Source organism: Klebsiella sp. JB_Kp004 (assembly GCF_040065795.1).
Taxonomy (GTDB): Bacteria; Pseudomonadota; Gammaproteobacteria; order Enterobacterales; family Enterobacteriaceae; genus Klebsiella; species Klebsiella quasipneumoniae.
In genome coordinates this window covers 1-23,175 of record NZ_JBEAKW010000046.1, presented here as the reverse complement: position 1 = coordinate 23,175, position 23,175 = coordinate 1, and the positions used below count along the sequence as shown (strand labels likewise).

Here is a 23,175-nt window from a genome sequence, read left to right as displayed (position 1 = left end):
GCCAGGTGCGGTTAAGCAATTAATTTTGCTATGGATAGTGTCAGGGGGGCGCTTTTATGTCATGTTGAAGGAAAGTAAAAAAAGTAAGGACAGTGTATGCAGGAAATACAATTTTATCTGGTCGATGCTTTCAGCGATAAAAACTTCGGCGGCAATGCCGCGGCCGTTTGCCCCCTCAGCGAGTGGTTAGCCGACGATGTGCTGCTGAAAATGGCCCAACAGCATAACCAGTCCGAAACGGCGTTCTTCGTCCGCACCGACGAAGGCTATGAGCTGCGCTGGTTTACCACCCTTGGCGAGATCAACCTCTGCGGCCACGCCACCCTGGCGACGGCGCACGTTATTTTTGAATATCTCGACCATCCCTCGGCGACGATTACCTTTAGCACCCGTTTTGTCGGCGACCTGCGGGTGACCCGCAGCGGCGACTGGCTGACGCTCGACTTCCCGGCGTGGACGACCACCCCGGTGGCCAATCCGCCGGCGGACCTGCTGGCCGGGCTGGGCCTCGAGGCGGCCGTCGAGGTACGGGAAGGGCGCGATTATCTGGTGCTGCTGGCGGATCGCCGGCAGGTTGAAGCGGTGCAACCGGACATGGCGCGCCTGCAGACGCTCGGCAAAATGATCTGCGTGAGCGCGCCGGATGAGGAATATGACTTTGTCAGCCGCTTCTTCTGCCCGGGAGAAGGGGTGCCGGAGGATCCGGTGACCGGCTCCGCCCACAGCATGCTGATCCCCTGGTGGGGCGACAAGCTGGGGAAAACCACCATGATGGCGCGCCAGGTCTCCGCCCGCGGCGGGGATCTGCGCTGCCAGTGGCAGGGCGACCGGGTGCTGATCGGCGGCCAGGCCACCACCTATCTGCGCGGAACGGTGTACCTGCGAGGTTAACAATGTGTTTACGCCCGGTGGCGTCCTCTACCGGGCGGATTGGACTTAATGTTGTTCTGCGGCATTAAGAACGGGTGATTTTCCACCTTTGTCATTGATAGGTTCTATTTTACCCATCAGGAACAGGTAGTTGATTATCCCGATCACGACAAGAATGGCCGAGAAAATCAGAGCCCAGTTGAATGAACCTGTCGCAGCAACGATCGCACCCGTAATGATTGGACCGACTGCGCCTCCCATATTCGAAACTGTATTTTGCAGCCCAGCGACAATTGAGACGCTATTTTTGGGTGCAACATCACCCGGTAAGGCCCAAACCTGTGATGCGGCGACCGTCGTGCCTGATTTGGCGACACACAAGAGAAAGACGGTCATAAACACGGAGTCGGTAAATGGTGCAAAGCCGATACAAAGTGCCATGAGCAAGCCGATAGTCAAAAACAGTTTACGGGTCGCTGTGAGAGACAGTACTTTCTTATGTACCAGACGATCCGAGGCCCAGCCAGCAAAAACTTCAATCACCATCCCGCATAATAAAGGCAGAGCGGCTACCATTCCCATTTTAATAAAATCCATACCTTTTTCTTTTACCAGGTAAGTAGGAAGCCAGGTAATGAAAAAATAGGAGGTGTAATTGATGGTAAAAAAGCCGATACACATTGCCCAAATGTTACGATAACGCAAGAGCTTATACCATTTCATGGGCAATACAGTTTTGTCGCCGTGATGTTGTTTTTGTCCATCGCGAATAATACGCACTTCTGAAGGACTGATGCGTTTGTGTTCTTCTGGATTTTCAGCATAGATAAAATACCAGGCGATAACCCATAAAATGCCCACACTGCCGATAATCAAAAAGGTCAGTCGCCAGTCAAATGTGTAGATCATCCAGACGATAAGCGGCATGGCAATCGCCCCGCCAAATTTTGACGCACTATCGAAGAGTCCGGATACGGTGGCACGTTCTTTATCCGGAAACCAGCGTGCGGCGATCCCAGCGTTGCTGGGGTAGGCGGCGGCCTCGCCAACACCTAAAGCCAGACGCAGTGCCAGAAGTGATTTAAAACCCGTAGCAACCCCCATCATCGAGGTGGCAATTGACCACCAGGCGACAGCTAAACCAAGACCTTTTTTCTGACCAAAACGATCGGCGAACCATCCGGCGGGGATCTGTAATAACGAGTATGACCAAAAAAAAGCAGCCATGATAAACCCCATCATTTCGGGATCGAGTTTCAGTTCATCAATTAAATGTGGGGCTGCGGCAGATAATACTGTCCGGTCGATATAGTTGATGGCAATAGCCAACCACATTAACCCGGCTATCCACCAGCGAATACGAGTAGTGTTAGCTGTCGTGTTCATATATTCGGCTCTGAGTAGATGTTCGTTATATTGGTGGGAATGGCATGCTTCCCACCTCGTTATTTACAGCGAATTCATAATGTTTTCAGGTCGTTCACCGTGACAGACGCAGGTAATAATATTGTTGACGCAGCGCGCGCTAATATCGCTAATTGCGCCATCCGTATATCCAGCAATATGAGATGTTGGCGCAAAATTCGCCAGGGTAAATAAAGGGTGCGTAGCGCAAGGTTCCTCGAGAAAAACGTCTGCTGCGGCTCCGGCGAGGTGTCCTGATTTCAATGCTTCATACAACGCTTGTTCATCAACAATACCGCCTCTGGAAACATTGATCAGGAATGCCCCTGATTTCATCTGCTGTAGCCGGGCGGCATTAAACATATTTTCAGTTTCCGGGGTTAAAGGGGTATGTAGGCTAATAAAATCACTTTGCGCCGTCAGGGTATCCAGTGAGACATATTCAATCTGGTGTTCTTGTGCAAATTCTCTGTCTGGCCAGGCGTCGGTGGCGAGCACTCGCATATTGAATCCGCGCGCACGTCGCGCCACTTCCTTACCGATATGGCCTAAACCGACGATCCCCAGGGTCTTGCCATAAACATCAGTGGCAAAAATACGAGGCCAGTTGCCTGCTTTCGTTTCACTGATTGCCTGAGAAATCTGGCGGGCAGTATTGAGAATTAAGCCAAAAGCAAAATCGGCCACCGCATGTTTGTTGGCATCAGGAACGTTAGTGACAAAAATTTTGCGCTGACGTGTAGCGTTAAGATCGATGTTATCCACACCAACACCGTGTTTGCAGACAATTTTTAGCCTCGGGGCCTTTGCCAGCAGCGATTCATTGATGTCGGTGAAGGCGACAATCATCGCTATGGCATCAGGTAGATGCTGAGCCAGCATCTCTATAGAGGCATCGGCAGGCAACATGACCAGTTCCAGATCGGCCTCTTTCAGTGCCGAAATGGGCGCGTCGTCGTATTTGGCGAATGAGGGCGAGGTGCAAATTACTTTCATAACCGTTTCCTGTTTACTGGCGACAATAAGCGTCGCAAATACAAGGCCTTACCCCAACCAGTGATGGTCGGGGCGGATACGTAAATTAGTGAAGGTAGGTGTTAATGATATTTTTAATCTGCTGCAGCTGCTGGTCACTAAACTGCACCGCGTAGCGGCTGTCGCCCACCTCATGGCCCATCAGCTGCAGCGCTTTTTTCACCGCCGCGGGTGAGAACGCTACCTTGTACAGGTCGGTGCGCAGGCCCGTTACCCGCTCCTGCGCCTGGCGCGATCCGGCGATATCTCCAGCATGGAACAGCGACCAGATAGCGTTGATCTCGGCAGGCGCGACGTTGGCAAGCCCCGAGATGCAGGCTGAGCAGCCGTCGACAAACCCCTGATGGATAAGCGAGTCCGGGCCGTTGAGAACGTCGAAACCGTCAATGTCGCGTACCGCGTCAAGAAAGCCTTTCAGACTGTCGTAGCTGCCGGCGCTATCCTTGATGCCAATGATATTGTCGTGCTGCGCCAGCTTACGCGCTGTCTCCGGCGCAAGGGTGTTACCGGTGCGGGCGGGAATGTTGTAAAGAAAGAGCGGGACGCTCAGCGCGTCGGCGATCGCCGTATAGTGGTTTATCAGCTCTTCCTGCTTCAGGGGCACGAACCACGGGGTAATGGCCGATACCGCGTCAACCCCGAGGCGGGCGATCTGCTGGCCAAGCCGGCGGGTCTCCCGGGTGGAAACCTCCCCGATGTGGGCTACCACCGGCGCGCGACCGGCGGCCGCCTCCACGCAGGTTCTGGCGACGGCGATCTTCTCTTCCTCATTGAGGACAAAAAACTCGCCGTTGGTGCCGCCGCAGAATATGCCGTTGCCCGCGGCGATCTGGCGCTGCACCTGCTGCTGCAGCGCTGGCAGGTTAAGGGCTCCCTCGGTGGTAAAGGGGGTAACGATGGCGGTGAGTACGCCGCTAATGGCTCTCCTCATTTGATTTTCTCCTGTTAGGCATGTTCCGGAAACAGCGTCTGGTAGATAGCCGCGATCTCTTCACGGCTGACGCTGCAGGGGGCGTTATTCATCAGGCGCTTCACGTTCTGCGCCGCCGCGCTGAGGGCGGGGATGCTGTCTGCGGGAACGCCGAGCGCGGCGAGGTTATCGGGCAGCGGTAAGCGTTTGACCAGCGCCGCCAGCCATGCCACCAGCGCATGGGATTTCTCTTCCTCGCTGAGGGTGAGGTCCGCGTCGGGGATCAGATCCCAGACCTGAGCGAACTTCGCCACCGCGTGGGGGCGGACCACCCGCATGCAGGGCGCCAGCAGAATGGCGTTGGCCACCCCGTGCGGCAGGTGCCAGGTGCCGCCGAGCGGATAGGAGAGCGCATGCACCAGATGGGTGCCGGCATGGTTGATCGCCGCGCCGCCGTACCACGAGGCCCAGAGCATCTCCAGCTTCGCCGTCAGATCCTGCGGCTGATCCACCGAGCGTTCGATATGACGCACCAGCTTGTGTAAACCGATTAACGCCGCGTTATCGCTTACCGGGTTGGCCACGGTGGAGGTGAAACACTCCAGCAGATGGCACAGAGCATCGATCCCGGTCGAGGCTGCGATGCTGGCCGGCATGCTGGTGGTCAGCTCCGGCAGCAGGGCGACGTAGTCAGGGAGCAGCACCGGGGAGATGATCCCCACTTTGGTCTGCTGCTCGGGGATCGCCAGAATAGCGTTCGGCGTTGCTTCGGAGCCGGTCCCGGCGGTGGCAGGGATCAGCAGGGAGCATAGCCGTCGTTGCGGCTGTTCACCCGCCAGCAGGGCCGTCAGAGTGGGGGCTTGCGGATGCAGCAGCACCGACAGCAGTTTCGCCACGTCCAGTACGCTCCCGCCGCCAATGCCGACGACCATCTGCGGTTGAGAAGCGCCCAGCTGGCTGACGATCTCCGCCACATCCTGATGACTGGGCTCGGCAGGCACACTGTTAATGACCTCAACCTGGCGCCCGTCAGCCGCCAGCAGGCGATGGATCGCCCGGGTCGCCTCCAGCGCCCCGACGTTCTTGTCGGTCACCAGCAGGATACGGGTTTTATCTGCCAGCAGCGGGAGCAGGGCCGATGAGGCGCCAGCCCCGCTGATGATCGTGCTGTGTATCGTCGCCACGCGTTTCTCCTTGGTAGTGGTTGATTGAATTCAATCATTCACGAGTCGTTCTACTCGTCTGGTGGGGAAAAGTTATAATTTATACGGCGGTTTAATAACTTGAGCTTGCTCACATTTAATCAAATATGATTGAATATAATCAAATTCAGGTTTGCAACGTTTACAACGACCACAAGGCAGGACAATGAAAGACGGCAATAACAGCGTGCTGGTGCTGGCAGATGACTTTACCGGAGCCAATGACGCCGGGGTCAGCCTGGCGGAGGCGGGCATGTCGGTAGAAGTGGCATTCTCCGCCGGGCAGGCGTCATCCGCCCGGGCGTTAATACTCAACAGCGACAGCCGGGCGATGACCGCCGGTGCGGCCGCCGACAAGGTCACCGCTCTGCTGCGCGGCGCGGCGCGATTCGCCCCGCGCTGGCAGATAAAGAAGATCGACTCCACGCTGCGCGGCAACCCCGGCGCCGAACTGGAAGCGATGATGACGGCGCAGGGCTGCCGGGTGGCGGTTGTGGCGCCGGCTTACCCGGCGGCCGGGCGGCATACCCGGGACGGACGCTGCTATGTACACGGGATACCCCTCGATCACACCGAATTTGCCAGCGATCCGAAGACGCCGGTTAGCCGGGCGGATATTGCCGGCATTCTCGCCATGCAGAGCCGGCTGCCGAGCCGGTCGCTGAGCGCCGCCCAGCTTCCGGGAGCGTTAGCGACGGCGGGCGAAGCGAGGCAGGTACTGATTATCGACGCCTGGGAAGACAGCCATCTGGACCAGGTGATTGACGCCGTCGCTCCTCATGCGCAGGAGACCCTGCTGGTCGGCTCGGCAGGCCTTTGCGAGGCGCTGGCGCGCCGCCTGCGCCGCAGCGAGCAGGGGCCGCTGCTGGCGGTGGTCGGCTCGATGAGCGAGATGGCGCAGCGCCAGGTCGCGGCGCTGCAGGCTCATTCCCGAGTGAGAAAGATCGAAATTGATGTCGAACAGGCCTTTAGCGGATCGCCGAAGGAGGAAACCTCGCGGATCGCCGAGGTGCTGCGTGAGGGTGATCACTGCGTGGTGACCACCCGCCCGAATAACGCCGTCCGGCACGGGATTGAAGCTCAGTGCCGCGAACGCGGTCTCAGCCGTGCGGCCTACGGGGAGCACATCTGCGCCTGGCTTGCCGACGTTACGGCACAGGCGGTGGCGCTGTGCCCCCCTGGCGCGCTGTATCTCTCCGGTGGCGATGTGGCCATCGCCGTGGCTCAGGCGCTCGGCGCCACCGGTTTTCAGATCCGCGGCCGGGTCGCGGAGTGCGTCCCATACGGATACTTCCTCGGCGGCCGCTGGTCGCGGCCGGTGATGACTAAAGCCGGAGGATTCGGCACCGACACCACGCTATTACATGTTGTGAATTTTATTGAGGAGAAACTGAGTGTCTAACATCATTGCAGTCACAATGGGCGACCCGGCAGGGATTGGTCCGGAGATTATTATCAAATCCCTCGCCGAAGGGGCGCTGAGCGGCGCGCCGGTGGTGGTGGTGGGCTGCGCGCAGACGCTGCGGCGTATCCTGGCGTTGAACATCACCCCGCGGGCTGAGCTACGCATCATTGACCATCCCGCCGAGGCAAGCTTTGCCCCGGCGACGATTAACGTCATCGATGAGCCGCTCAGCGACCCGCAGGGGCTGCGTCCTGGCGAAGTGCAGGCCCAGGCCGGGGATCTGGCGTTTCGCTGCATTAAGCGGGCGACCCGCCTCGCGCTGGAGGGCGCCGTCGCGGCCATCGCCACCGCGCCGTTGAATAAAGAGGCGCTGCATCTGGCGGGGCATGCTTTTCCCGGCCATACGGAACTGTTGGCCCACCTGACGCAAACTACCGATTACGCCATGGTGCTGTATACCGAAAAGCTTAAGGTTATCCATATCACCACCCATATCGCCCTGCGCCAGTTCCTTGACACCCTCAACCAGCCGCGGATTGAAACAGTGATCGGCGTGGCGGATCGCTTTCTGCGCCGGGTCGGCTATCAGCGTCCGCGCATTGCGGTCGCCGGCGTGAACCCGCACGCCGGGGAGAACGGCCTGTTTGGCGATGAAGAGATCCGCATCGTCGCCCCCGCGGTTGCCGCCATGCGGGAGCAGGGAGTGGAGGTAACCGGCCCCTGTCCGCCGGACACGGTGTTTATGCAGTGTCATGAGGGGATGTACGACATGGTCGTGGCGATGTATCACGACCAGGGGCATATTCCGCTGAAGCTGCTGGGATTCTATGATGGGGTCAATATCACCGCCGGGCTGCCGTTTATCCGCACCTCTGCGGATCATGGCACCGCGTTTGATATTGCCTGGACAGGTAAAGCGAAGTCTGAGAGCATGGCAACCTCCATTGAGCTCGCCATGCACATCGCGCAGGAATAACATGAAGGGATATAACCGGTTAGAGCAGATTATGGACTTCCTGAAAAGCCATAATCTGGTGACAGTCGACCAGCTGGTGGCGGCGACCAACGCCTCGCCAGCCACCATTCGCCGCGACCTGATCAAACTCGATCAGGAAGGGGTGATCAGCCGCACGCACGGCGGGGTGACGTTGAACCGGTTTATTCCTGCCCAGCCGACGACGCTGGAGAAAGCCCAGCGCAGCCCGCTGGAAAAGCAGGCGATCGCCAGCGCGGCGGCAGCGCTGGTGAAAGCCGGCGACGCCATTGTGCTTGATGCCGGCACCACCATGATTGAACTGGCGCGGCAGATCACCCATCTGCCGCTGCGGGTGATCACCAGCGATTTACATATCGCCCTGTTTTTGTCGGAATTTAAGCAGATTGAAGTGACGATTATCGGCGGGCGCATCGATGACAGCAGCCAGTCGTGCATCGGCGATCACGGCCGCCGCCTGCTGCAGACCATCTGGCCCGATCTCGCCTTCGTCAGCTGCAACGGCTGGGACCTTGAGAAAGGGATCACCGCCCCGACGGAGGAGAAGGCCGCCCTGAAACGCGATCTGATGGCCAATGCCCGCCGGCGCATTCTGCTGGCGGACAGCTCCAAATACGGCGCCTGGTCACTCTTCAACATTGCCCCGCTGGAGTCGTTGACCGATATCGTCACCGACGGCCACCTGCCGGAAGCGACCCGCGAGGCGCTGGTGACCCTTTCCCCTCAGCTGATCATTGCCGACTGATCCAGACGCCGCCGTCTGCCGTCAGGGCAGACGCGCGATATTGGCTTTGATCACCGCAACCGACTGGCTGAACTTCGCCTGTTCTTCGCCGGCCAGCCGCAGTTCGATAATCTGCTCCACGCCCCCCTGGGCCAGCACCGCCGGCACCCCAGCCGCCGCGCCGCTGACCCCGTACTCACCGTCAAGAATGCAGGAGACCGCCAGCGCGCGGTGGCTGCCGGTAAAAATATTGCGGCAGATCTCGGCGATGGTGCCTGCCACGCCATATTCCGTACAGCCTTTGCCGGCGTAGATCTCAAACCCCAGCTTGCGCACTTTGTCGGCCATCGCCTCCCGGTCGAGCGGCCGGCCGGTGCGTTGCTGGTAGAGGTCGGCGATCGGCGTGCCATATACCGAGGAGTGCGACCATACCGGAAACTGGGTATCGCCGTGCTCGCCGAGGATAAAAGCGTCGATGCTCTGGGCGCCAATGTTCAGCTCCTGCGCCAGCAGACGACGCAGGCGGGTGGTATCCAGCCAGACGCCGGTGCCCAGCACCTGGCTGCGCGGCAGGCCGGAGAGCTGCCATACCTGCCAGGTGATGATGTCACACGGGTTGGTGGCCACCAGGAAGATGCCGTTAAACCCGTTGGCCATCATCGTCGGCACAATGCTCTTGACGATTTTCGCGGTAGTGGTCAGTTCATCGAGACGGCTCTGGCCGGGGCGCAGCGCGCCGCCGGAGACGGTGATCACCGCGATGTCGACATCGGCGCAGTCGCTGGCCTCGCGGGTGGAGATGGTCATCATTCCCGGCAGATAGGCCGCGGCATCGCTGAGGTCCTGAGCGTGGGCCTCGGCGCGCGGCTGGTTAAGGTCGACGAGGATCAGCTCCTCACAAATGCTCTGGTTGAGCAGGGCGTAGGCCGCTGACGCGCCGACGTTACCGGCGCCAATAATCATCACTTTACGGGCTTTGGTGCGCATATTCAGGTCTCAAAAACGGACAGCAGGGGATAAAGTTACTGCGTTTCAGTTAGTTAGCGCAAGTGGCGGGCGGCAATATAAGTTAATGCTATGGCGGTAACCGTTCCGGGGCGCGCTACAGTGGCGTAAAAAAAGGAGCTCACCTATGTATACCATCACCGACATCGCCCCCACCGACGCCGAATTTACCGCCCTGATTGCCGCCCTCGACGCTTGGCAGGAGACACTCTACCCGGCGGAGAGCAACCATCTGCTGGACCTCGGTCAGCTGCCGCCGGAGACAGTGATCGCCCTGGCGATCCGCAGTCCGCAGGGCGAAGCCGTTGGCTGTGGGGCTATCGTCCTCAGCGAGGAAGGTTTTGGCGAGATGAAGCGGGTCTATATTGATCCACAGCATCGTGGGCAACAGCTGGGAGAAAAGCTGCTGGCGGCCCTGGAGGCGAAAGCGCGCCAGCGCGACTGCCATACTCTGCGCCTGGAGACCGGCATCCATCAGCATGCGGCCATCACCCTCTATACGCGCAACGGCTATCAGACCCGCTGCGCGTTTGCTCCCTACCAGCCCGATCCGCTCAGCGTCTTTATGGAGAAACCGCTGTTTGCCGATCTTCGTTCAGCAGCGCTATAAACGCTTCCAGCTGGCGGGTTTTGGCGCCCCGGCGCCACACCAGCCAGGTGGTGAGCCAGCGCCACTCTTCCGCCAGCGGCCAGGCGGAAACCTGCTGATGGCCCGGCATACTCTCCAGCATACTGCGCGGGATCAGCGCCAGCCCGGCGCCGGCGATCACGCAGGCCAGCATCCCGTGATAAGACTCCATCTCATGGATCCGGCCCGGAGTAGCTCTGTCGGCATGGAACCAGCTCTCAAAATGCCGGCGGTAGGAACAGTTGGCGCGAAAAGCGTAGACATTAGCCCCGTTCACTTCGCTGGCGCGGGCGATGGGCGCGTGGCCGTAGGGGGCGACGATCATCATCTCTTCAGGGAACACCGGCAGCCCCTCCAGGCCCGGGTGCACCAGCGGTCCGTCAACGAACGCGGCGCTCAGGGCTCCCTCCAGCACGCCGTCGATCATCGTCCCGGAGGGGCCGGTGGAGAGGGCGAGATGAATTTTCGGGTAGCGCTGATTAAAGTGGGCCAGGGTGGTGGGGATCCGCACCGCCGCGGTGCTCTCCAGCGAACCGAGAGAGAAGAGTCCCTGGGGTTCGTCGCCCGCCACTACCATTCGCGCCTCGTCCACCAGGGCGAGGATCTGCTGGCTGTAGCGTAAGAAGCTGTGGCCCGCGGGCGAGAGGCGCAGCCGCTGGTTCTCGCGGATAAACAGCTCAACGCCAAGATCCGCCTCCAGCTGGCGGATGCGGGTGGTGAGGTTGGACGGCACGCGATGCACTTTCTGCGCCGCCTGGGTAATGCTGCCGGTGCTGGCGACGGCGTTAAACATCTCTAGCTGAGTCAGGTCCATACTATTCTTCTTTTGTGAATGCGTTGCTTAATATTATTCATTTTCAATGAATGGAAAGGTAAGCCAGAATACGTTCACTTCGCAAGCAACGAGAGAGAGAATAACGATGAATTTATCTGCAACGCACGCCGTCTCCGTCAACCCGACTACCGGCGAGGTGGTCTCCTCGCTGCCGTGGGCCAGCGAACGCGAGGTCGACGCGGCTATCGCTCTCGCCGCGGCGGGCTATCGCCAGTGGCGTCAGACGCCGCTCGCCGCACGCGCCGACGCGCTGCGCCGCATCGGGGCCGAGCTGCGCGCCCGCGGTGAAGAGGTGGCCCAGACGATCACTCTCGAGATGGGCAAACCGATTGCTCAGGCTCGCGGCGAGGTGGCGAAATCCGCCAATCTCTGTGACTGGTATGCCGAACATGGCCCGGCGATGCTGGCGACCGAAGCCACGCTGGTGGAAAATAACCAGGCGGTGATCGAATATCGTCCGCTGGGGGCCATTCTGGCGGTGATGCCGTGGAACTTCCCGGTCTGGCAGGTGCTGCGCGGCGCGGTGCCGATCCTGCTGGCCGGCAACAGCTACCTGCTGAAGCACGCCCCGAACGTGATGGGCAGCGCCCGCCTGCTGGGCGAGATTTTTGCCGCCGCCGGCCTGCCGGAGGGCGTGTTTGGCTGGGTCAACGCCACCAATGACGGCGTTACGCAGATTATCAATGACGACCGCATCGCGGCGGTGACCGTCACCGGCAGCGTCCGCGCCGGGAAAGCGATTGGCGCTCAGGCGGGCGCAGCGTTGAAGAAATGCGTGCTCGAGCTGGGGGGATCCGATCCCTTTATCGTTTTGAATGATGCCGATCTGGATGAAGCGGTGAAGGCCGCCGTCACCGGCCGCTATCAGAACAGCGGCCAGGTGTGCGCCGCGTCGAAGCGCTTTATCCTCGAAGCCGGCATTGCCGAGGCCTTCACCCGCAAATTTGTCGACGCCGTCGCGGCGCTGAAGATGGGCGATCCGCGCGACGAGCAGAATTACGTCGGGCCGATGGCGCGATTCGATCTGCGCGATGAACTGCACCAGCAGGTAACGGCGACCCTCGATGAAGGCGCAACCCTGCTGCTGGGGGCGGAAAAAATCGAAGGGGCGGGCAATTACTATGCGCCAACGGTCCTGGGCAACGTCACCGCCGGCATGACCGGCTTCCGCCAGGAGCTGTTTGGTCCGGTCGCGACCCTGACCACCGCCCGTGACGCAGACCATGCGCTGGCCCTCGCCAACGACAGCGAATTTGGCCTGTCGGCAACGGTCTACACCACCGACGAGGCGCAGGCCCAGCGCTTTGCCCGCGAGCTGGAGTGCGGCGGTGTCTTCCTTAACGGCTACTGCGCCAGCGACGCCCGGGTGGCTTTCGGCGGCGTGAAGAAGAGCGGTTTTGGTCGCGAACTGTCGCATTTTGGCCTGCATGAGTTCTGCAATGCGCAGACCGTCTGGAAAGACCGTCGCTAATCTGCGTTTGCCCCTGACGACCGTCGTTCTCGTCTGCTATACTCGCCCACCAAAATTTGACGGTGGGCAAGGAGCCGCGTGTGGCGACGGTGATCAATAACGCAATGCTGGAAGCCATTCTGGCAGAAATCAGGCCGCTGATTGGCCGCGGTAAAGTGGCGGATTATATTCCGGCGCTGGCCAGCGTCAGCGGCGATAAGCTTGGCATCGCTATCTGTACGGTGGACGGGCAACATTTTGCCGCCGGCGATGCCCATGAACGATTCTCCATCCAGTCGATCTCCAAGGTATTGAGTCTGGTGGTGGCCATGAACCACTATCAGGAAGAGGAGATCTGGCAGCGGGTAGGGAAAGATCCCTCCGGTCAGCCCTTTAACTCGCTTCTGCAGCTCGAGATCGAGCAGGGCAAACCGCGCAACCCGTTTATCAACGCCGGGGCGCTGGTTGTCTGCGACATGCTGCAGAGCCGGCTCAGCGCGCCGCGCCAGCGAATGCTGGAGATTGTCCGCCGCCTGAGCGGCGTGGCCGATATCGCCTACGATCCGCTGGTGGCCCGCTCTGAGTTTGAGCATTCGGCGCGCAACGCCGCTATCGCCTGGCTGATGAAATCCTTCGGCAACTTCCATAATGATGTCGCCACCGTGCTGCAGAACTATTTCCACTACTGTTCGCTGGAGATGAGTTGCGTCGAGCTGGCGCGAACCTTTCTGTTTCTCGCCGACCGCGGCATTGCCCCGCATCTCGAAACGCCGGTTATCACGCCGATACAGTCCCGCCAGGTGAATGCCCTGATGATGACCAGCGGCATGTACCAGAACGCCGGCGAGTTTGCCTGGCGCGTCGGTCTGCCGGCGAAATCGGGCGTCGGCGGCGGAATTGTGGCAATTGTGCCGCAGGAGATGGCGATCGCGGTCTGGAGCCCGGAGCTTGACGAGGCGGGGAACTCCCTGGCCGGCGTGGCGCTGCTGGAGAAACTGACTCAGCGGATGGGGAGGTCGGTGTTCTGATGGTCGATCAGGATCGATTATTTGCTCGCCTGGCGCGTTCGACGTTTCGTTCACGCTTCCGGCTGGGAATGAAAGAGCGGCAATACTGCCTCGATAAAGGGCCGGAGGTCATCGACCAGCATGCCGCCGATTTTATCCGTCAGCGGCTGGCGTCCGCCGCGCCGGCCAATGATGGCAAGCAGACGCCGATGCGCGGTCACCCGGTGTTTATCGCCCAGCACGCGACCGCCACCTGCTGTCGCGGCTGCCTGGAAAAATGGCACGCCATTCCCCATGGCCGCGCGCTGAGCGAGCAGGAGCAGCGCTATATTGTGCAGGTGATCCACCGCTGGCTGGTGCTGCAGATGAATGGCCCGTCTGTGCGCTAATTTGCATTTGATCGGCGCCGGAGTATGCCTGATAAATATTCTCATGTTATGATAATCCGCTAACTAACTATTAACATTATAATTGCCTGAAACAATTAGACGGATAATTACTGAATGTCTTCACTGTCGATTCGGTCATTTACGCTGTTTCGTGAAGAACAACCCGTGCGCGATGCACTGGTCTTATTTACGTTAACGCTATTGCTGCATTTTCTGGGCGCGATGCTGCGTCTGGTGCAGGAGCTCTCTTTCTTCTGGCCGCTCAACGCAGTGATGGCCGGGATCTTTGCGCGCTACGTATGGCTTAATCGCAGCTATTTTTATGCCGTCTGCTTTGCGGCAATGCTGGTCTATGACGGATTAACTTCGCGCTGGGGAATGGGCTTTGCCTCATTGCTGATTAACTTCTCCAATATTGTCTTTATTGTGACCCTGGCGCAGCTGGTGCTGTGGGATAAACGACGCGCCGACTCGATGCCCGGCCCGATTAACGCGCTTAATTTATTCTGTTTCTGTCTGTTAGCCGCGCTGCTGTGCGCAGCGGTCGGCGCGTTGGGGTCGGTGGACGTCGAGCGCGCCACCTTTATTCCCCAGCTGGCGGACTGGTTTAGCGAGCAGTTCTCGACGGCGGTGCTTATTCTGCCGTTTATTCTGACCCTGACGCTGCCCTCCGCGTTAAGCGGTTTTCGCTTTCGCCAGCTGCTGCCCGCGCTGGCGCTGGTGCTGTCGATTGCCCTCGGCGTGGCGGTGGGCGGCGCCGGCAGCATTACCTTCCCGTTACCGGCCCTGATCTGGTGCGCCGTGCGCTATCCGCTGCCGCTGACCTGCCTGTTGACCTTTCTCACCGGCATCGGCGAGATACTGCTGGTGGCCAACTCGTTAATTCACTTTGCGCCGGATACGCGAATGCAGCCGTGGCAGCTGTTCTCCACTCGCCTGGGGATCGCGGCGATGCTGATAAGTCCGGTGATCGTCGCCTCCAGCGTCGAGGCGATTAACATGCTGGTGAAACAGCTGGCCCTGCGCGCCGATTTTGATTTCCAGACCCGGGTCTATTCCCGTTCCGGGCTGAGCGAGGCGCTGAAGCGTCAGGCCTTGCCGGCCGATAAACTGCTGACGGTGATGGTGCTGGATATCGATGGCTTCAAAAGGGTGAACGATGCCCTGGGCCATGAGGGCGGAGATTGCGTACTGACTCAGTTTGCCCAGCAGGTCAGGCAACTGGTGGGCGAGCAGGGTATGGTCGCCCGTATCGGCGGCGAGGAGTTTGCGGTCGCCGCCGTGGTCGACAGCACCCAGCAGGGTTACCTGCTGGCGGAGAAGATCCGCCACGGCGTAGAGTCGCAAGCTTTCGGTTGGGGACATAACCCGATCCACCTGACCATCAGTATGGGACTGGAGACACGCGAGGTGGGCCAGGCCCGTATTACCGAGCTGTTTAACCAGCTGCTGCTGGCGGCGGACGATGAAATGGTCAAAGCCAAACAGACAGGCCGTAACCGCATCTGTATGCCGACGCTGACGGAAAGCGCACCATAAGAAAATCCTATAGGTGTTATGCTTGTGTTAATGCTTGGTTAAAATATAGTGATGTGGTCAAAAACAAGGAGCTAGTATGATCACATCATTTTCACTGCGCACGCTATCGCGCGACGATATTCTTCATCACCTTCCGGCATTAAGCGATATCCTGGCGAGCTGCGTGAACGGCGGCGCCTCGGTGAGCTTTATGCTGCCTTTCAGTCAGCAGACGGCGACGACCTTCTGGCAACATGTCGCCAACAGCGTGGCGGCCGGGGAGCGCATCGTGCTGGCCGCCCTTGACGCTGAGGAACGTCCCGTCGGCACCGTGCAACTGATCACCAGCCAACCGGAAAACCAACCCCATCGTGCGGACGTGGCCAAACTTTTGGTTCACCAAAATGCCCGTCGCCTGGGGATTGCCAACGCGCTGATGGCGGAGCTGGAGCAAACCGCCCGGCGGGTAGGCAAGACGGTGCTGGTGCTGGACACGGCGACCGGCAGCGGGGCGGAACAGTTCTATGTCCGCTGTGGCTGGGAAAAAGTGGGCGAAATTCCGCGCTATGCGCTGATGCCTGACGGTGAGATGACCGCCACTTCACTGTTCTATAAGTTTCTTCCCTGACGGCGGTTATTACAGAATCCTTTGATCAAAACAGGGTTTCACTGGTAGTAAAACCTGATAAGTTATTGGACCAATTACTCAGGTTGTATGACTACTCTTAGAGGGAACCCATTGTGAAAACGTTAAACCGTCGTGATTTCCCCGGCGCGCAGTACCCTGACCGTATCATCCAGTTTGGAGAAGGTAACTTCCTGCGCGCATTCGTTGACTGGCAGATTGACCTGCTCAACACGCATACCGACCTGAATGCTGGCATCGTGGTCGTTCGTCCTATCGCCACCGATTTCCCACCCTCCCTGAACACCCAGGACGGCCTCTATACCACTATCATTCGCGGTCTCAACGAGCAGGGCGAAGCGGTGAGCGACGCGCGGCTGATCCGCTCGGTCAACCGGGAAATCAGCGCTTACGCTGACTACGACGCTTTTTTACGTCTGGCGCATAACCCCCAGATGCGGTTTGTCTTTTCCAATACCACTGAGGCGGGCATCAGCTACCATGCCGGGGATCGGTTTGATGACGCGCCGCCGGTAAGCTATCCGGCAAAACTGACCCGCCTGCTGTTTGAACGCTACCAGCATTTTGCCGGCGCAGCCGATAAGGGATGGGTGATCATCCCCTGCGAACTGATCGATTATAACGGCGAGGCGTTGCAGACGCTGGTGCTGCGCTATGCCTCCGAGTGGCAGCTGCCGCAGGCCTTTATCAACTGGCTGACGTCGGCAAATACCTTCTGTTCCACGCTGGTGGATCGCATTGTGACCGGCTACCCGCGCGATGAAGTGGCGGCTCTGGAGGCGCAAACCGGCTATCAGGACGCTTTCCTCGATACTGCCGAGCACTTTTATTTGTTCGTTATTCAGGGGCCCGCCTCATTAGCCAGCGAGCTGCGACTCGATAAGCTGCCGCTCAATGTGCGCATCGTGGACGATATCAAGCCCTATAAAGAGCGCAAAGTGGCGATCCTCAACGGGGCGCACACCGCCCTGGTGCCGGTGGCCTTCCAGGCCGGGATCGACACCGTCGGCGAGGCGATGAACGATGCGGAAATTTGCGCGTTTGTCGAAAAGGCGATTTATGACGAGATTATTCCGGTGCTGGATCTGCCGCGCGATGAGCTGGTGTCATTCGCCAGCGCCGTGACCGGGCGCTTCCGTAATCCCTATATCAAACATCAGCTGCTCTCGATCGCTCTCAACGGCATGACCAAATACCGCACCCGTATTCTGCCGCAGCTGCTGGCAGGGCAGAAGGCGCATGGCGCGCTGCCGCCGCGCCTGACCTTCGCCCTGGCGGCGCTGATCGCCTTCTACCGGGGAGAGCGGGAGGGGACAAGCTATCCGGTACAGGATGATGCGGAATGGCTGACGCGCTACCAGACGCTTTGGGCGCGCCATCGTGACGGCCAGATATGCACCCGCGAGCTGGTTTCCGCCGTGCTCAGCGTGGAGTCCCACTGGGAGCAGGATCTCAGCCAGATCCCCGGCCTGGTGGAGCAGGTCGCCGCTGACCTTGACGCTATCCTGACCCGCGGTATGCGCGACGCCGTCAGGCCGCTCTGCTGAAAGCGGAGTCTATTCACCCGGCTGCGGCCGGGTTTAATCGCAATCGAATTAGTTACAACATACTTTTTTATTAACCAGATTTAGCCGGTCGGCAGCCTCGCTGCAAAAGGCTTTTTAGTGCCAAATCGCCCTGCACAGGGGGAGAATTGTGGTTAAGCCGCTTGAACAAATACCTGCGCAGGAAAATAATGGCCTTAACACATATCACATATTTCCTGCCAATGTTCGCAGGCTAATTCATTCATCTGTAAGGAAACTCGCATGGTCATCGATATCCGGGAAGTTCGGCCGCATGACAAAGCCGAATGGCTTCAGCTCTGGGAAGGCTATACCCGCTTCTACGGCAGCCCGCAGCCGGAAGAGGTGACCGAATGCACCTGGCAGCGGATGCTGGAGGTGAACTCACCCGTGCTGGGCAGAGTCGCGGTGGTGGATGATACCGTGGTGGGGTTCGCTATCTGCATTCTGCACGAAGGCACCTGGGTCACCACGCCGATCTGCTATCTGGAGGATCTATTCGTCGATCCTGCGTTCCGCGGACAAGGCATTGCCAGAACGCTGATTAAGTCGCTGCAAACCGAAGGGGCTGAGAAAGGCTGGTCACGTCTGTACTGGCATACTCGCCGTGATAATCCCGCCCGCCACCTGTATGATGAATTCACCCCGGCTGACGATTATGTGCGCTACAGGATCACCCTCGACTCCTGAAGCGATAAGATGTTGTTAAGCTTTTCCCGCTATAACAGGGGAAACAGGCTCAGGAGAAGCAACGATGGAAAAACGTCTCGAAACAGTGGTCAATCTGATAATGTTTCTTTCGCTCTTGGCGACGGCCTGGGATCTGTCACTGGTGCATCATCTCGCCTGGTAGCAACAAAATAGCCTGAATCGCGGCGCTCTGCAGGCGCCGCCTGTCTTATTCACCCGCCATTATGCCGGCGCTGAAACTCCAGTCCTCCAGCTGGTTAAACTGGATCACCACCATCACGTCCTTCGGGCTGACCGCCATCTCATCGGCTAACCGCGCGCACAGCCGACGGTAGAACCCCTGTTTCTGCGCCCGGCGGCGCGGCTTCCCGGCGAAAATATGAAACAGCACGAAGCGGGCGCTGCGCCCGCAGCTGAGATAATGCGGGTCGTAAATGCGCTGTCCGTCGGCGGTCTGCTCGATAAACTGAAATTTGTCCGCCGGCGGCACGTCAAACTCCGCCACCAGGCATTCATGGAATAGCGCCGACAGTTGAGCAAACTCCGCGGGGCGCCAGGCCGCGCCAAGCGAAATACGCGTCAGAGGCATGGCGCCTCCTGCGCGTTCAGGCAGGTCAGGGCGCTGGCCGCCGCCGGCCAGCCGGCGTAGAACGCCAGGTGGGTAAACATTTCGACCATCTCCTCCTGGCTCAGGCCATTTTGATAGCCGTAGGCGATATGCCAGGGCAGTTGCTCCGTTTTGCCCAGCGCCGTCAGGGCGGAGAGGGTGATTAAGCTGCGTTCGCGGAGCGACAGCTCGCTGCGTGCCCAGATATCGCCAAACAGCACCGTTTCGGTCAGTTCGGCCAGTTTTGGCGCAATGGCGGCCAGCGTGTGGCGATCGACAGGGGGGGTATGCATAGTGACTCCCGTTACAGGTTGAAGTGGTCGTCACTGTCGCACGCTGAGGAATGTGTTGAATATCGCAATGTTCAGGATAGTTAATCCTGAAAATCAGGATGGTCAGCTGGCCCGCTCTTATTTATGTGTTGGTTATGTTTTACGACTTGCTCAGGCCAACCGTCAGGCGGCTCTTTTTCGCGCCACGATAAACAGACGCGGGAAGCGCAGAAGCACCATTCCGTTACACTGTAACGGATAGTGGTCGGCCAGCAATGCCAAATAGCGGGTCAGAAAGGCGCTCCTGGCCGGTTCATCTAGGCCCGTCAGATAAGGTCGCAGTCCGGTGCCCTGCAGCCAGTCGACGATCGCCTGATGCGAAGCGAGCGGATGAAAATAGGTGGTGCGCCAGATATCAACTTCGCAGCCCTGACGGGTGAGCAGATCGTACCAGGCGTTCGGCGGAAGCAAGGGCTGGCGACCACGGTCCGGCAATCCCAGCTCGCCGGCGACCTGACGCATCAGAGTATGGGAGGGCTCCTGCCAGTTATCCGGCATCTGCACCGCCAGCGTACCGTTCTCCGCCAGCTGGTTAACCAGATGCGGAAACAGCGTCTCATGATCCGCCAGCCACTGCAGCGAGGCGTTGGCATAGATGACGTCTGGCGGTTGCGCAGGCCGCCAGCTGGCGATATCGGCCTCGATAAACTCACAGTCAGGTAAGGCCTGCGTCGCCTGGCCCAGCATGGCCGGGGAGTTATCGATACCGACGATCGCCGCCAGCGGCCAGGCGGCACGCAGCAGGCGGGTACTGTTGCCCGGCCCGCAGCCAAGGTCAACGACGCTCTCGACCTGCAGGTGAGCGATACGGGAAAGCAGGTCAGCCGCCGGGCGGGTGCGCTCAGCGTCAAACTGCAGATACAGGGAAGGGTTCCAGTCGGCCATCGGGCGTTGTCCTGTGTAAGGGAGACAGGGCAAAGCATAGAACGCCCGGGGCCGCCTGTCAGGGGGAAATGATCCACTGCAGCATCTGCCGTGCGTGACAGTGTCACCGATAAAGTGACCTCAGCAGGCTATCCCGTGCGTGATGTGCACATTGTCAGGGAGTAAGCGGATTGGGCAGCATCTGCGCCCGCAGCGGGCGCAGTGGCTTATTCGGCGTTCTTGAGCGCTTCGGCGCGGCTGGCGGTGGCGTAAACAAAATCCAGCATCGGCTCGAGATCGGTATCGTAGCCGGCCTGAATAATCTTCCCGCGCAGCCATTCGATTTCACTGGTGATATCGGGAGGGAAAATGTTGTTATCCTGCGCCCGGCGCAGCCATTTCAGCAGAAAGTTGTTCTTTCCTCTGATACCGCCCGACTTTTTCGACTTTCCGTGCATCTTCAGCGCGACCAGGACGCAGTAATAGAAATGAACGCGCTGATTAAAACTTTGGTGCATGTCTGTGTTTCCCGCCAGAATCAGGAATTCACCGTGTGGGTCAGTGATTCGGATTGGACTACGGCGGCGGGCCGGATCGTTGCGCGATCTCTGTTGTTTTCCGCCACCGTCCTTGCATCTGTCGCCAGACGCTGAAAGGGATGTTGGCACGGAAGCCGAATCGTCGTCAATTGCCGATTCGTTTTTTGCCGGTGTCGGCGGCCCGCGGCGTTCCGCGAGCCGGGCCTGGCTACGTCCTGACCGCGGCCCGCTGTTGCAGATATACGCGTAAAATCAGCAGGAAAGCGAACACTACGACGATTGCCGCCAGCAGATACAGGGTGGCGAGATCGTAGTAACCGGCGACCCAGCCGGCCAGCGGCCCGGTCAGCCCCAGCGCGAGATCAAGGAACGCCGAGTAGGTGCCAAGGGCGGTCCCCTGGTTTTGCTCTTCCACCTGTTTTACCGCCTCAACCCCCAACGCCGGGAAGACCAGCGAAAAACCCGAGCCGGTGAGAAAGGCGCCGATCCCCGCCACCCAGGCCGACGGCGCCAGCCAGATAAGCAGCAGGCCGAGACATTCGATGACGAAGCAGGCCAGGGATACCGGGACCCCGCCATAGCGAGTGATGGTGTTCCCCAGCACCAGGCGAACACAGATAAAGCCGACGCTGAACAGCGAGAGGGTAAACGCGGCGCCCTGCCAGCTGTGCGCGGCAAAGTAGAGGGTGATAAAGGTGGCAATAACGCCGAAACCGACGGTGCCAAAGGCCAGCCCCAGCCCATAAGGCCAGATTTTGCGCACCACCGCGTGAAAGGGCGCTCTGACGCCGGCGGTCACGCTGACGTCCTGCCGCGTGCGGGCGAACAGCAGGCCGATGGCGGCGACCAGCACCACCACCGTGGCAAAGCCGCTGATGCCGAAATACTGGTTAAGGGTGACCCCCAGCGGCGCGCCGACCGCCATCGCCACATAGGTTGCCACGCCGTTCCAGGAGATCACCCGCGACGTATGGATCGCGCCGACGGTTTTGATCCCCCATAGCGTGGCGCCGGTGGCGGTAAAGCTTTCGCCGACGCCAAGAAACACCCGGCCCGCCAACAGCGCGGCAATCGCCAGCATCGGCATCGCCTGCAACATTACCGCCAGCAGCGTGAAGGCGCCGCTGAGCAGACAGCAGACGATCCCGAGGCTAACCACTTTTTTCGGGCCCCAGATATCGGTGTAGCGCCCGGCGTGCGGCCGGCTTATCAGCGTCGAGATGTACTGCAGGCTGATCACGATCCCGGCGACAAAGGTGCTGTAGCCCAGCTGATAGTGAATATAACCCGGCAGAACGGCCAGCGGCAGACCAATGGAGAGGTAACAGATACAGGTAAAAACAACGATCGAAATGATGCGCAGATTAAGTTGCGTGGTGCTGACGGAAGTGCTCATAGGGATAAAGGGTTAATACATAGGGATGTTTAGCATAACGCGCCGCGAAGAGGCTGGCGAGTGGCGAGGGCGTTTTATCCGTGATCGATGGCCTCGCCGCCGTCATTAACGGTGTTGCCGCTGACGCCGGCTTCGGGGCATGATGACGGTATCTTGCCGCCGCCTTGAGGAGAGAATATGTCCCAGGAATTCGCCGATATTGACGTTATGTTCATTGCGGGCTTCGGCCCTATTACCCAAAGCACCTCGCAAAGCCGTGATTTCTATTGTCAGGCATTGGGATTACCGCTGAAGCCGATGCCGGGTAACGAGGCGTATCTGCTTAGCGAGCAGGATGCCATCGGCGGGGTGAAGCATTTTGCGCTGTGGCCGCTGGCGCAGGCGGCGCATTCCTGTTTTGGTCAGGAGCAGTGGCCGGAGACGGAGCCGGTGCCGCAGGCGTGGATTGAATTTGAGGTCCGCGACCTTGCCGCGGCGACGGCGCGGCTGCAGCAGCAGGGGTACCATCTCCTTGTTGCCGCGCGCGACGAGCCGTGGGGGCAGACCGTCACCCGTCTGCTCAGTCCGGAAGGTCTGCTGGCCGGGCTTACCGTGACGCCGTGGCTGCGGGCGGAACAGGCTTAACGTCCCCGCCGGGCGCGGTGCGGGTCACCTCGGGGAGGTTATTGAGGCTCCTCGTGATGTGAAACGTTTCGCACTTCCCCCCAAGCGCGGTTTTGCAGCACGGTGCGATAGCCGTCGCGGTCGACGAAAGTGACGCCGTTAACCTCCCAGTAGGGGTTGAATGCCGTGACGCGCAGAAACCCGGCGGCGTCCATGGCTCTGCATTGTGCCTTCCAGGCCTCAGGCTGCGGATAGTACAGCACCAGCAGATCTTCATCTCCTGGCGAGGGGGTAACGGGATGGTGGCGGCAGTGGGTGAATTCCAGATGCCAGCTGGCATCCGGCGAACCGATCATCATCCCGCTGAATCCTTCATGATCGGTAAAGCTTCCAAGTTGCTGCAGCCCCAGCCCGGCGCAATACATGCTGGCGGTGCTCTCCAGTTCGCTGACCGGTCTGGCGATGCGCATGTGGCAGAACGACATAATGACTCCCAAAAGGCGTAGGCCGGGTCAGGCGCAGCCGCCACCCGGCAAAAAAGCGGCATCATGGCCGCG

General features: G+C 59.6%; 25 protein-coding genes. 13 read left to right on the top strand and 12 right to left on the bottom strand.

Annotated features, from left to right (window positions below; all coding sequences use genetic code 11):
* Nucleotides 1–96: 96 nt before the first annotated feature.
* Nucleotides 97–891, top strand: coding sequence for a PhzF family phenazine biosynthesis protein (locus ABLX76_RS20385; protein ID WP_085550840.1), 795 nt, complete (start codon nucleotides 97–99; stop codon nucleotides 889–891).
* 45 nt (nucleotides 892–936) lie between these two features.
* On the opposite strand, the gene ABLX76_RS20380 is transcribed toward ABLX76_RS20385, so the two are convergent.
* The 4 genes from ABLX76_RS20380 to ABLX76_RS20365 all read right to left on the bottom strand — a co-directional run bounded on the left by ABLX76_RS20380 (nucleotide 937) and on the right by ABLX76_RS20365 (nucleotide 5,403).
* A complete protein-coding gene (locus ABLX76_RS20380; RefSeq protein WP_004179768.1) occupies nucleotides 937–2,256 on the bottom strand; it encodes an MFS transporter in 1,320 nt (439 codons plus the stop codon).
* Between the two features lie 63 nt (nucleotides 2,257–2,319).
* Nucleotides 2,320–3,270 (bottom strand): phosphoglycerate dehydrogenase, encoded by a 951-nt coding sequence (locus ABLX76_RS20375; RefSeq protein ID WP_348875174.1) that lies wholly within the window; start codon nucleotides 3,268–3,270, stop codon nucleotides 2,320–2,322.
* An 85-nt stretch (nucleotides 3,271–3,355) separates the two neighbouring features.
* Entirely contained in the window at nucleotides 3,356–4,240 is an 885-nt protein-coding gene (locus ABLX76_RS20370; protein ID WP_121936079.1) for a dihydrodipicolinate synthase family protein, read from the bottom strand.
* Between the two features lie 14 nt (nucleotides 4,241–4,254).
* Nucleotides 4,255–5,403 carry an iron-containing alcohol dehydrogenase gene (locus ABLX76_RS20365; protein WP_049014016.1) on the bottom strand — a complete coding sequence of 383 codons (1,149 nt, stop codon included), beginning with the start codon at nucleotides 5,401–5,403 and terminating at the stop codon, nucleotides 4,255–4,257.
* A 184-nt stretch (nucleotides 5,404–5,587) separates the two neighbouring features.
* Here ABLX76_RS20365 and ABLX76_RS20360 point away from each other — a divergent pair, with 184 nt between their 5' ends.
* The 3 genes from ABLX76_RS20360 to ABLX76_RS20350 are packed head-to-tail and all read left to right on the top strand — an operon-like array spanning nucleotide 5,588 to nucleotide 8,565.
* Entirely contained in the window at nucleotides 5,588–6,823 is a 1,236-nt protein-coding gene (locus tag ABLX76_RS20360; RefSeq protein WP_348875171.1) for a four-carbon acid sugar kinase family protein, read from the top strand.
* Nucleotides 6,816–7,802 (top strand): D-threonate 4-phosphate dehydrogenase, encoded by a 987-nt coding sequence (locus ABLX76_RS20355; protein ID WP_032452794.1) that lies wholly within the window; start codon nucleotides 6,816–6,818, stop codon nucleotides 7,800–7,802. The genes ABLX76_RS20360 and ABLX76_RS20355 overlap by 8 nt, the downstream gene beginning before the upstream one ends.
* A 1-nt stretch (nucleotide 7,803) precedes the next feature.
* The gene (locus tag ABLX76_RS20350; protein ID WP_023289632.1) at nucleotides 7,804–8,565 is read left to right on the top strand and encodes a DeoR/GlpR family DNA-binding transcription regulator; all 762 of its coding nucleotides are present in this window, start codon (nucleotides 7,804–7,806) and stop codon (nucleotides 8,563–8,565) included.
* 21 nt (nucleotides 8,566–8,586) lie between these two features.
* Here ABLX76_RS20350 and ABLX76_RS20345 read toward each other — a convergent pair whose 3' ends face one another.
* On the bottom strand, nucleotides 8,587–9,531 hold the full coding sequence (locus ABLX76_RS20345; RefSeq protein ID WP_044522927.1) for an L-lactate dehydrogenase: 945 nt from the start codon (nucleotides 9,529–9,531) through the stop codon (nucleotides 8,587–8,589).
* A gap of 145 nt (nucleotides 9,532–9,676) precedes the next feature.
* Between ABLX76_RS20345 and ABLX76_RS20340 the strand changes: the two genes are divergently transcribed.
* Nucleotides 9,677–10,159 (top strand): GNAT family N-acetyltransferase, encoded by a 483-nt coding sequence (locus ABLX76_RS20340; protein ID WP_023289634.1) that lies wholly within the window; start codon nucleotides 9,677–9,679, stop codon nucleotides 10,157–10,159.
* On the opposite strand, the gene ABLX76_RS20335 is transcribed toward ABLX76_RS20340, so the two are convergent.
* Complete coding sequence (locus tag ABLX76_RS20335; RefSeq protein ID WP_023289635.1) at nucleotides 10,113–10,991, bottom strand: LysR family transcriptional regulator; 879 nt, start codon at nucleotides 10,989–10,991, stop codon at nucleotides 10,113–10,115. The two genes, ABLX76_RS20340 and ABLX76_RS20335, sit on opposite strands and share 47 nt — an antisense overlap.
* A gap of 106 nt (nucleotides 10,992–11,097) precedes the next feature.
* Here ABLX76_RS20335 and sad point away from each other — a divergent pair, with 106 nt between their 5' ends.
* The 7 genes from sad (at nucleotide 11,098) to ABLX76_RS20300 (ending at nucleotide 18,277) form a co-directional block, all read left to right on the top strand.
* Complete coding sequence (gene sad, locus ABLX76_RS20330; protein ID WP_065882378.1) at nucleotides 11,098–12,483, top strand: succinate-semialdehyde dehydrogenase; 1,386 nt, start codon at nucleotides 11,098–11,100, stop codon at nucleotides 12,481–12,483.
* An 80-nt stretch (nucleotides 12,484–12,563) separates the two neighbouring features.
* Entirely contained in the window at nucleotides 12,564–13,490 is a 927-nt protein-coding gene (gene glsB / locus ABLX76_RS20325; protein ID WP_348875168.1) for a glutaminase B, read from the top strand.
* Nucleotides 13,490–13,858, top strand: a complete 369-nt coding sequence (locus tag ABLX76_RS20320) for a DUF4186 domain-containing protein (protein ID WP_023289638.1) — start codon at nucleotides 13,490–13,492, stop codon at nucleotides 13,856–13,858. The genes glsB and ABLX76_RS20320 overlap by 1 nt, the downstream gene beginning before the upstream one ends.
* Before the next feature lie 114 nt (nucleotides 13,859–13,972).
* Nucleotides 13,973–15,397: a GGDEF domain-containing protein gene (locus ABLX76_RS20315; RefSeq protein ID WP_023289639.1), complete on the top strand. Its 1,425-nt coding sequence runs from the start codon at nucleotides 13,973–13,975 to the stop codon at nucleotides 15,395–15,397.
* A gap of 76 nt (nucleotides 15,398–15,473) precedes the next feature.
* Nucleotides 15,474–16,004: a GNAT family N-acetyltransferase gene (locus tag ABLX76_RS20310; protein WP_065882383.1), complete on the top strand. Its 531-nt coding sequence runs from the start codon at nucleotides 15,474–15,476 to the stop codon at nucleotides 16,002–16,004.
* Between the two features lie 113 nt (nucleotides 16,005–16,117).
* The gene (locus ABLX76_RS20305) at nucleotides 16,118–17,569 is read left to right on the top strand and encodes a tagaturonate reductase (protein WP_060590741.1); all 1,452 of its coding nucleotides are present in this window, start codon (nucleotides 16,118–16,120) and stop codon (nucleotides 17,567–17,569) included.
* A 261-nt stretch (nucleotides 17,570–17,830) separates the two neighbouring features.
* Nucleotides 17,831–18,277: a GNAT family N-acetyltransferase gene (locus tag ABLX76_RS20300; protein WP_032452801.1), complete on the top strand. Its 447-nt coding sequence runs from the start codon at nucleotides 17,831–17,833 to the stop codon at nucleotides 18,275–18,277.
* 208 nt (nucleotides 18,278–18,485) lie between these two features.
* Here ABLX76_RS20300 and ABLX76_RS20295 read toward each other — a convergent pair whose 3' ends face one another.
* The 5 genes from ABLX76_RS20295 to ABLX76_RS20275 form a co-directional block, all read right to left on the bottom strand.
* Nucleotides 18,486–18,866 (bottom strand): tautomerase family protein, encoded by a 381-nt coding sequence (locus ABLX76_RS20295; protein ID WP_261901449.1) that lies wholly within the window; start codon nucleotides 18,864–18,866, stop codon nucleotides 18,486–18,488.
* A complete protein-coding gene (locus tag ABLX76_RS20290) occupies nucleotides 18,857–19,177 on the bottom strand; it encodes a carboxymuconolactone decarboxylase family protein (protein WP_023289644.1) in 321 nt (106 codons plus the stop codon). The genes ABLX76_RS20295 and ABLX76_RS20290 overlap by 10 nt, the downstream gene beginning before the upstream one ends.
* 162 nt (nucleotides 19,178–19,339) lie before the next feature.
* Nucleotides 19,340–20,101: a trans-aconitate 2-methyltransferase gene (tam, locus tag ABLX76_RS20285; RefSeq protein ID WP_137916265.1), complete on the bottom strand. Its 762-nt coding sequence runs from the start codon at nucleotides 20,099–20,101 to the stop codon at nucleotides 19,340–19,342.
* Nucleotides 20,102–20,307: 206 nt separating this feature from the next.
* Nucleotides 20,308–20,598, bottom strand: a complete 291-nt coding sequence (locus ABLX76_RS20280; RefSeq protein ID WP_008804940.1) for a hypothetical protein — start codon at nucleotides 20,596–20,598, stop codon at nucleotides 20,308–20,310.
* 229 nt (nucleotides 20,599–20,827) lie between these two features.
* Nucleotides 20,828–22,015: an MFS transporter gene (locus ABLX76_RS20275; RefSeq protein WP_023289646.1), complete on the bottom strand. Its 1,188-nt coding sequence runs from the start codon at nucleotides 22,013–22,015 to the stop codon at nucleotides 20,828–20,830.
* Nucleotides 22,016–22,192: 177 nt separating this feature from the next.
* Here ABLX76_RS20275 and ABLX76_RS20270 point away from each other — a divergent pair, with 177 nt between their 5' ends.
* Nucleotides 22,193–22,639, top strand: a complete 447-nt coding sequence (locus ABLX76_RS20270) for a VOC family protein (RefSeq protein WP_261901448.1) — start codon at nucleotides 22,193–22,195, stop codon at nucleotides 22,637–22,639.
* A 38-nt stretch (nucleotides 22,640–22,677) separates the two neighbouring features.
* On the opposite strand, the gene ABLX76_RS20265 is transcribed toward ABLX76_RS20270, so the two are convergent.
* On the bottom strand, nucleotides 22,678–23,103 hold the full coding sequence (locus ABLX76_RS20265) for a VOC family protein (RefSeq protein ID WP_261901447.1): 426 nt from the start codon (nucleotides 23,101–23,103) through the stop codon (nucleotides 22,678–22,680).
* Nucleotides 23,104–23,175 lie beyond the last annotated feature (72 nt).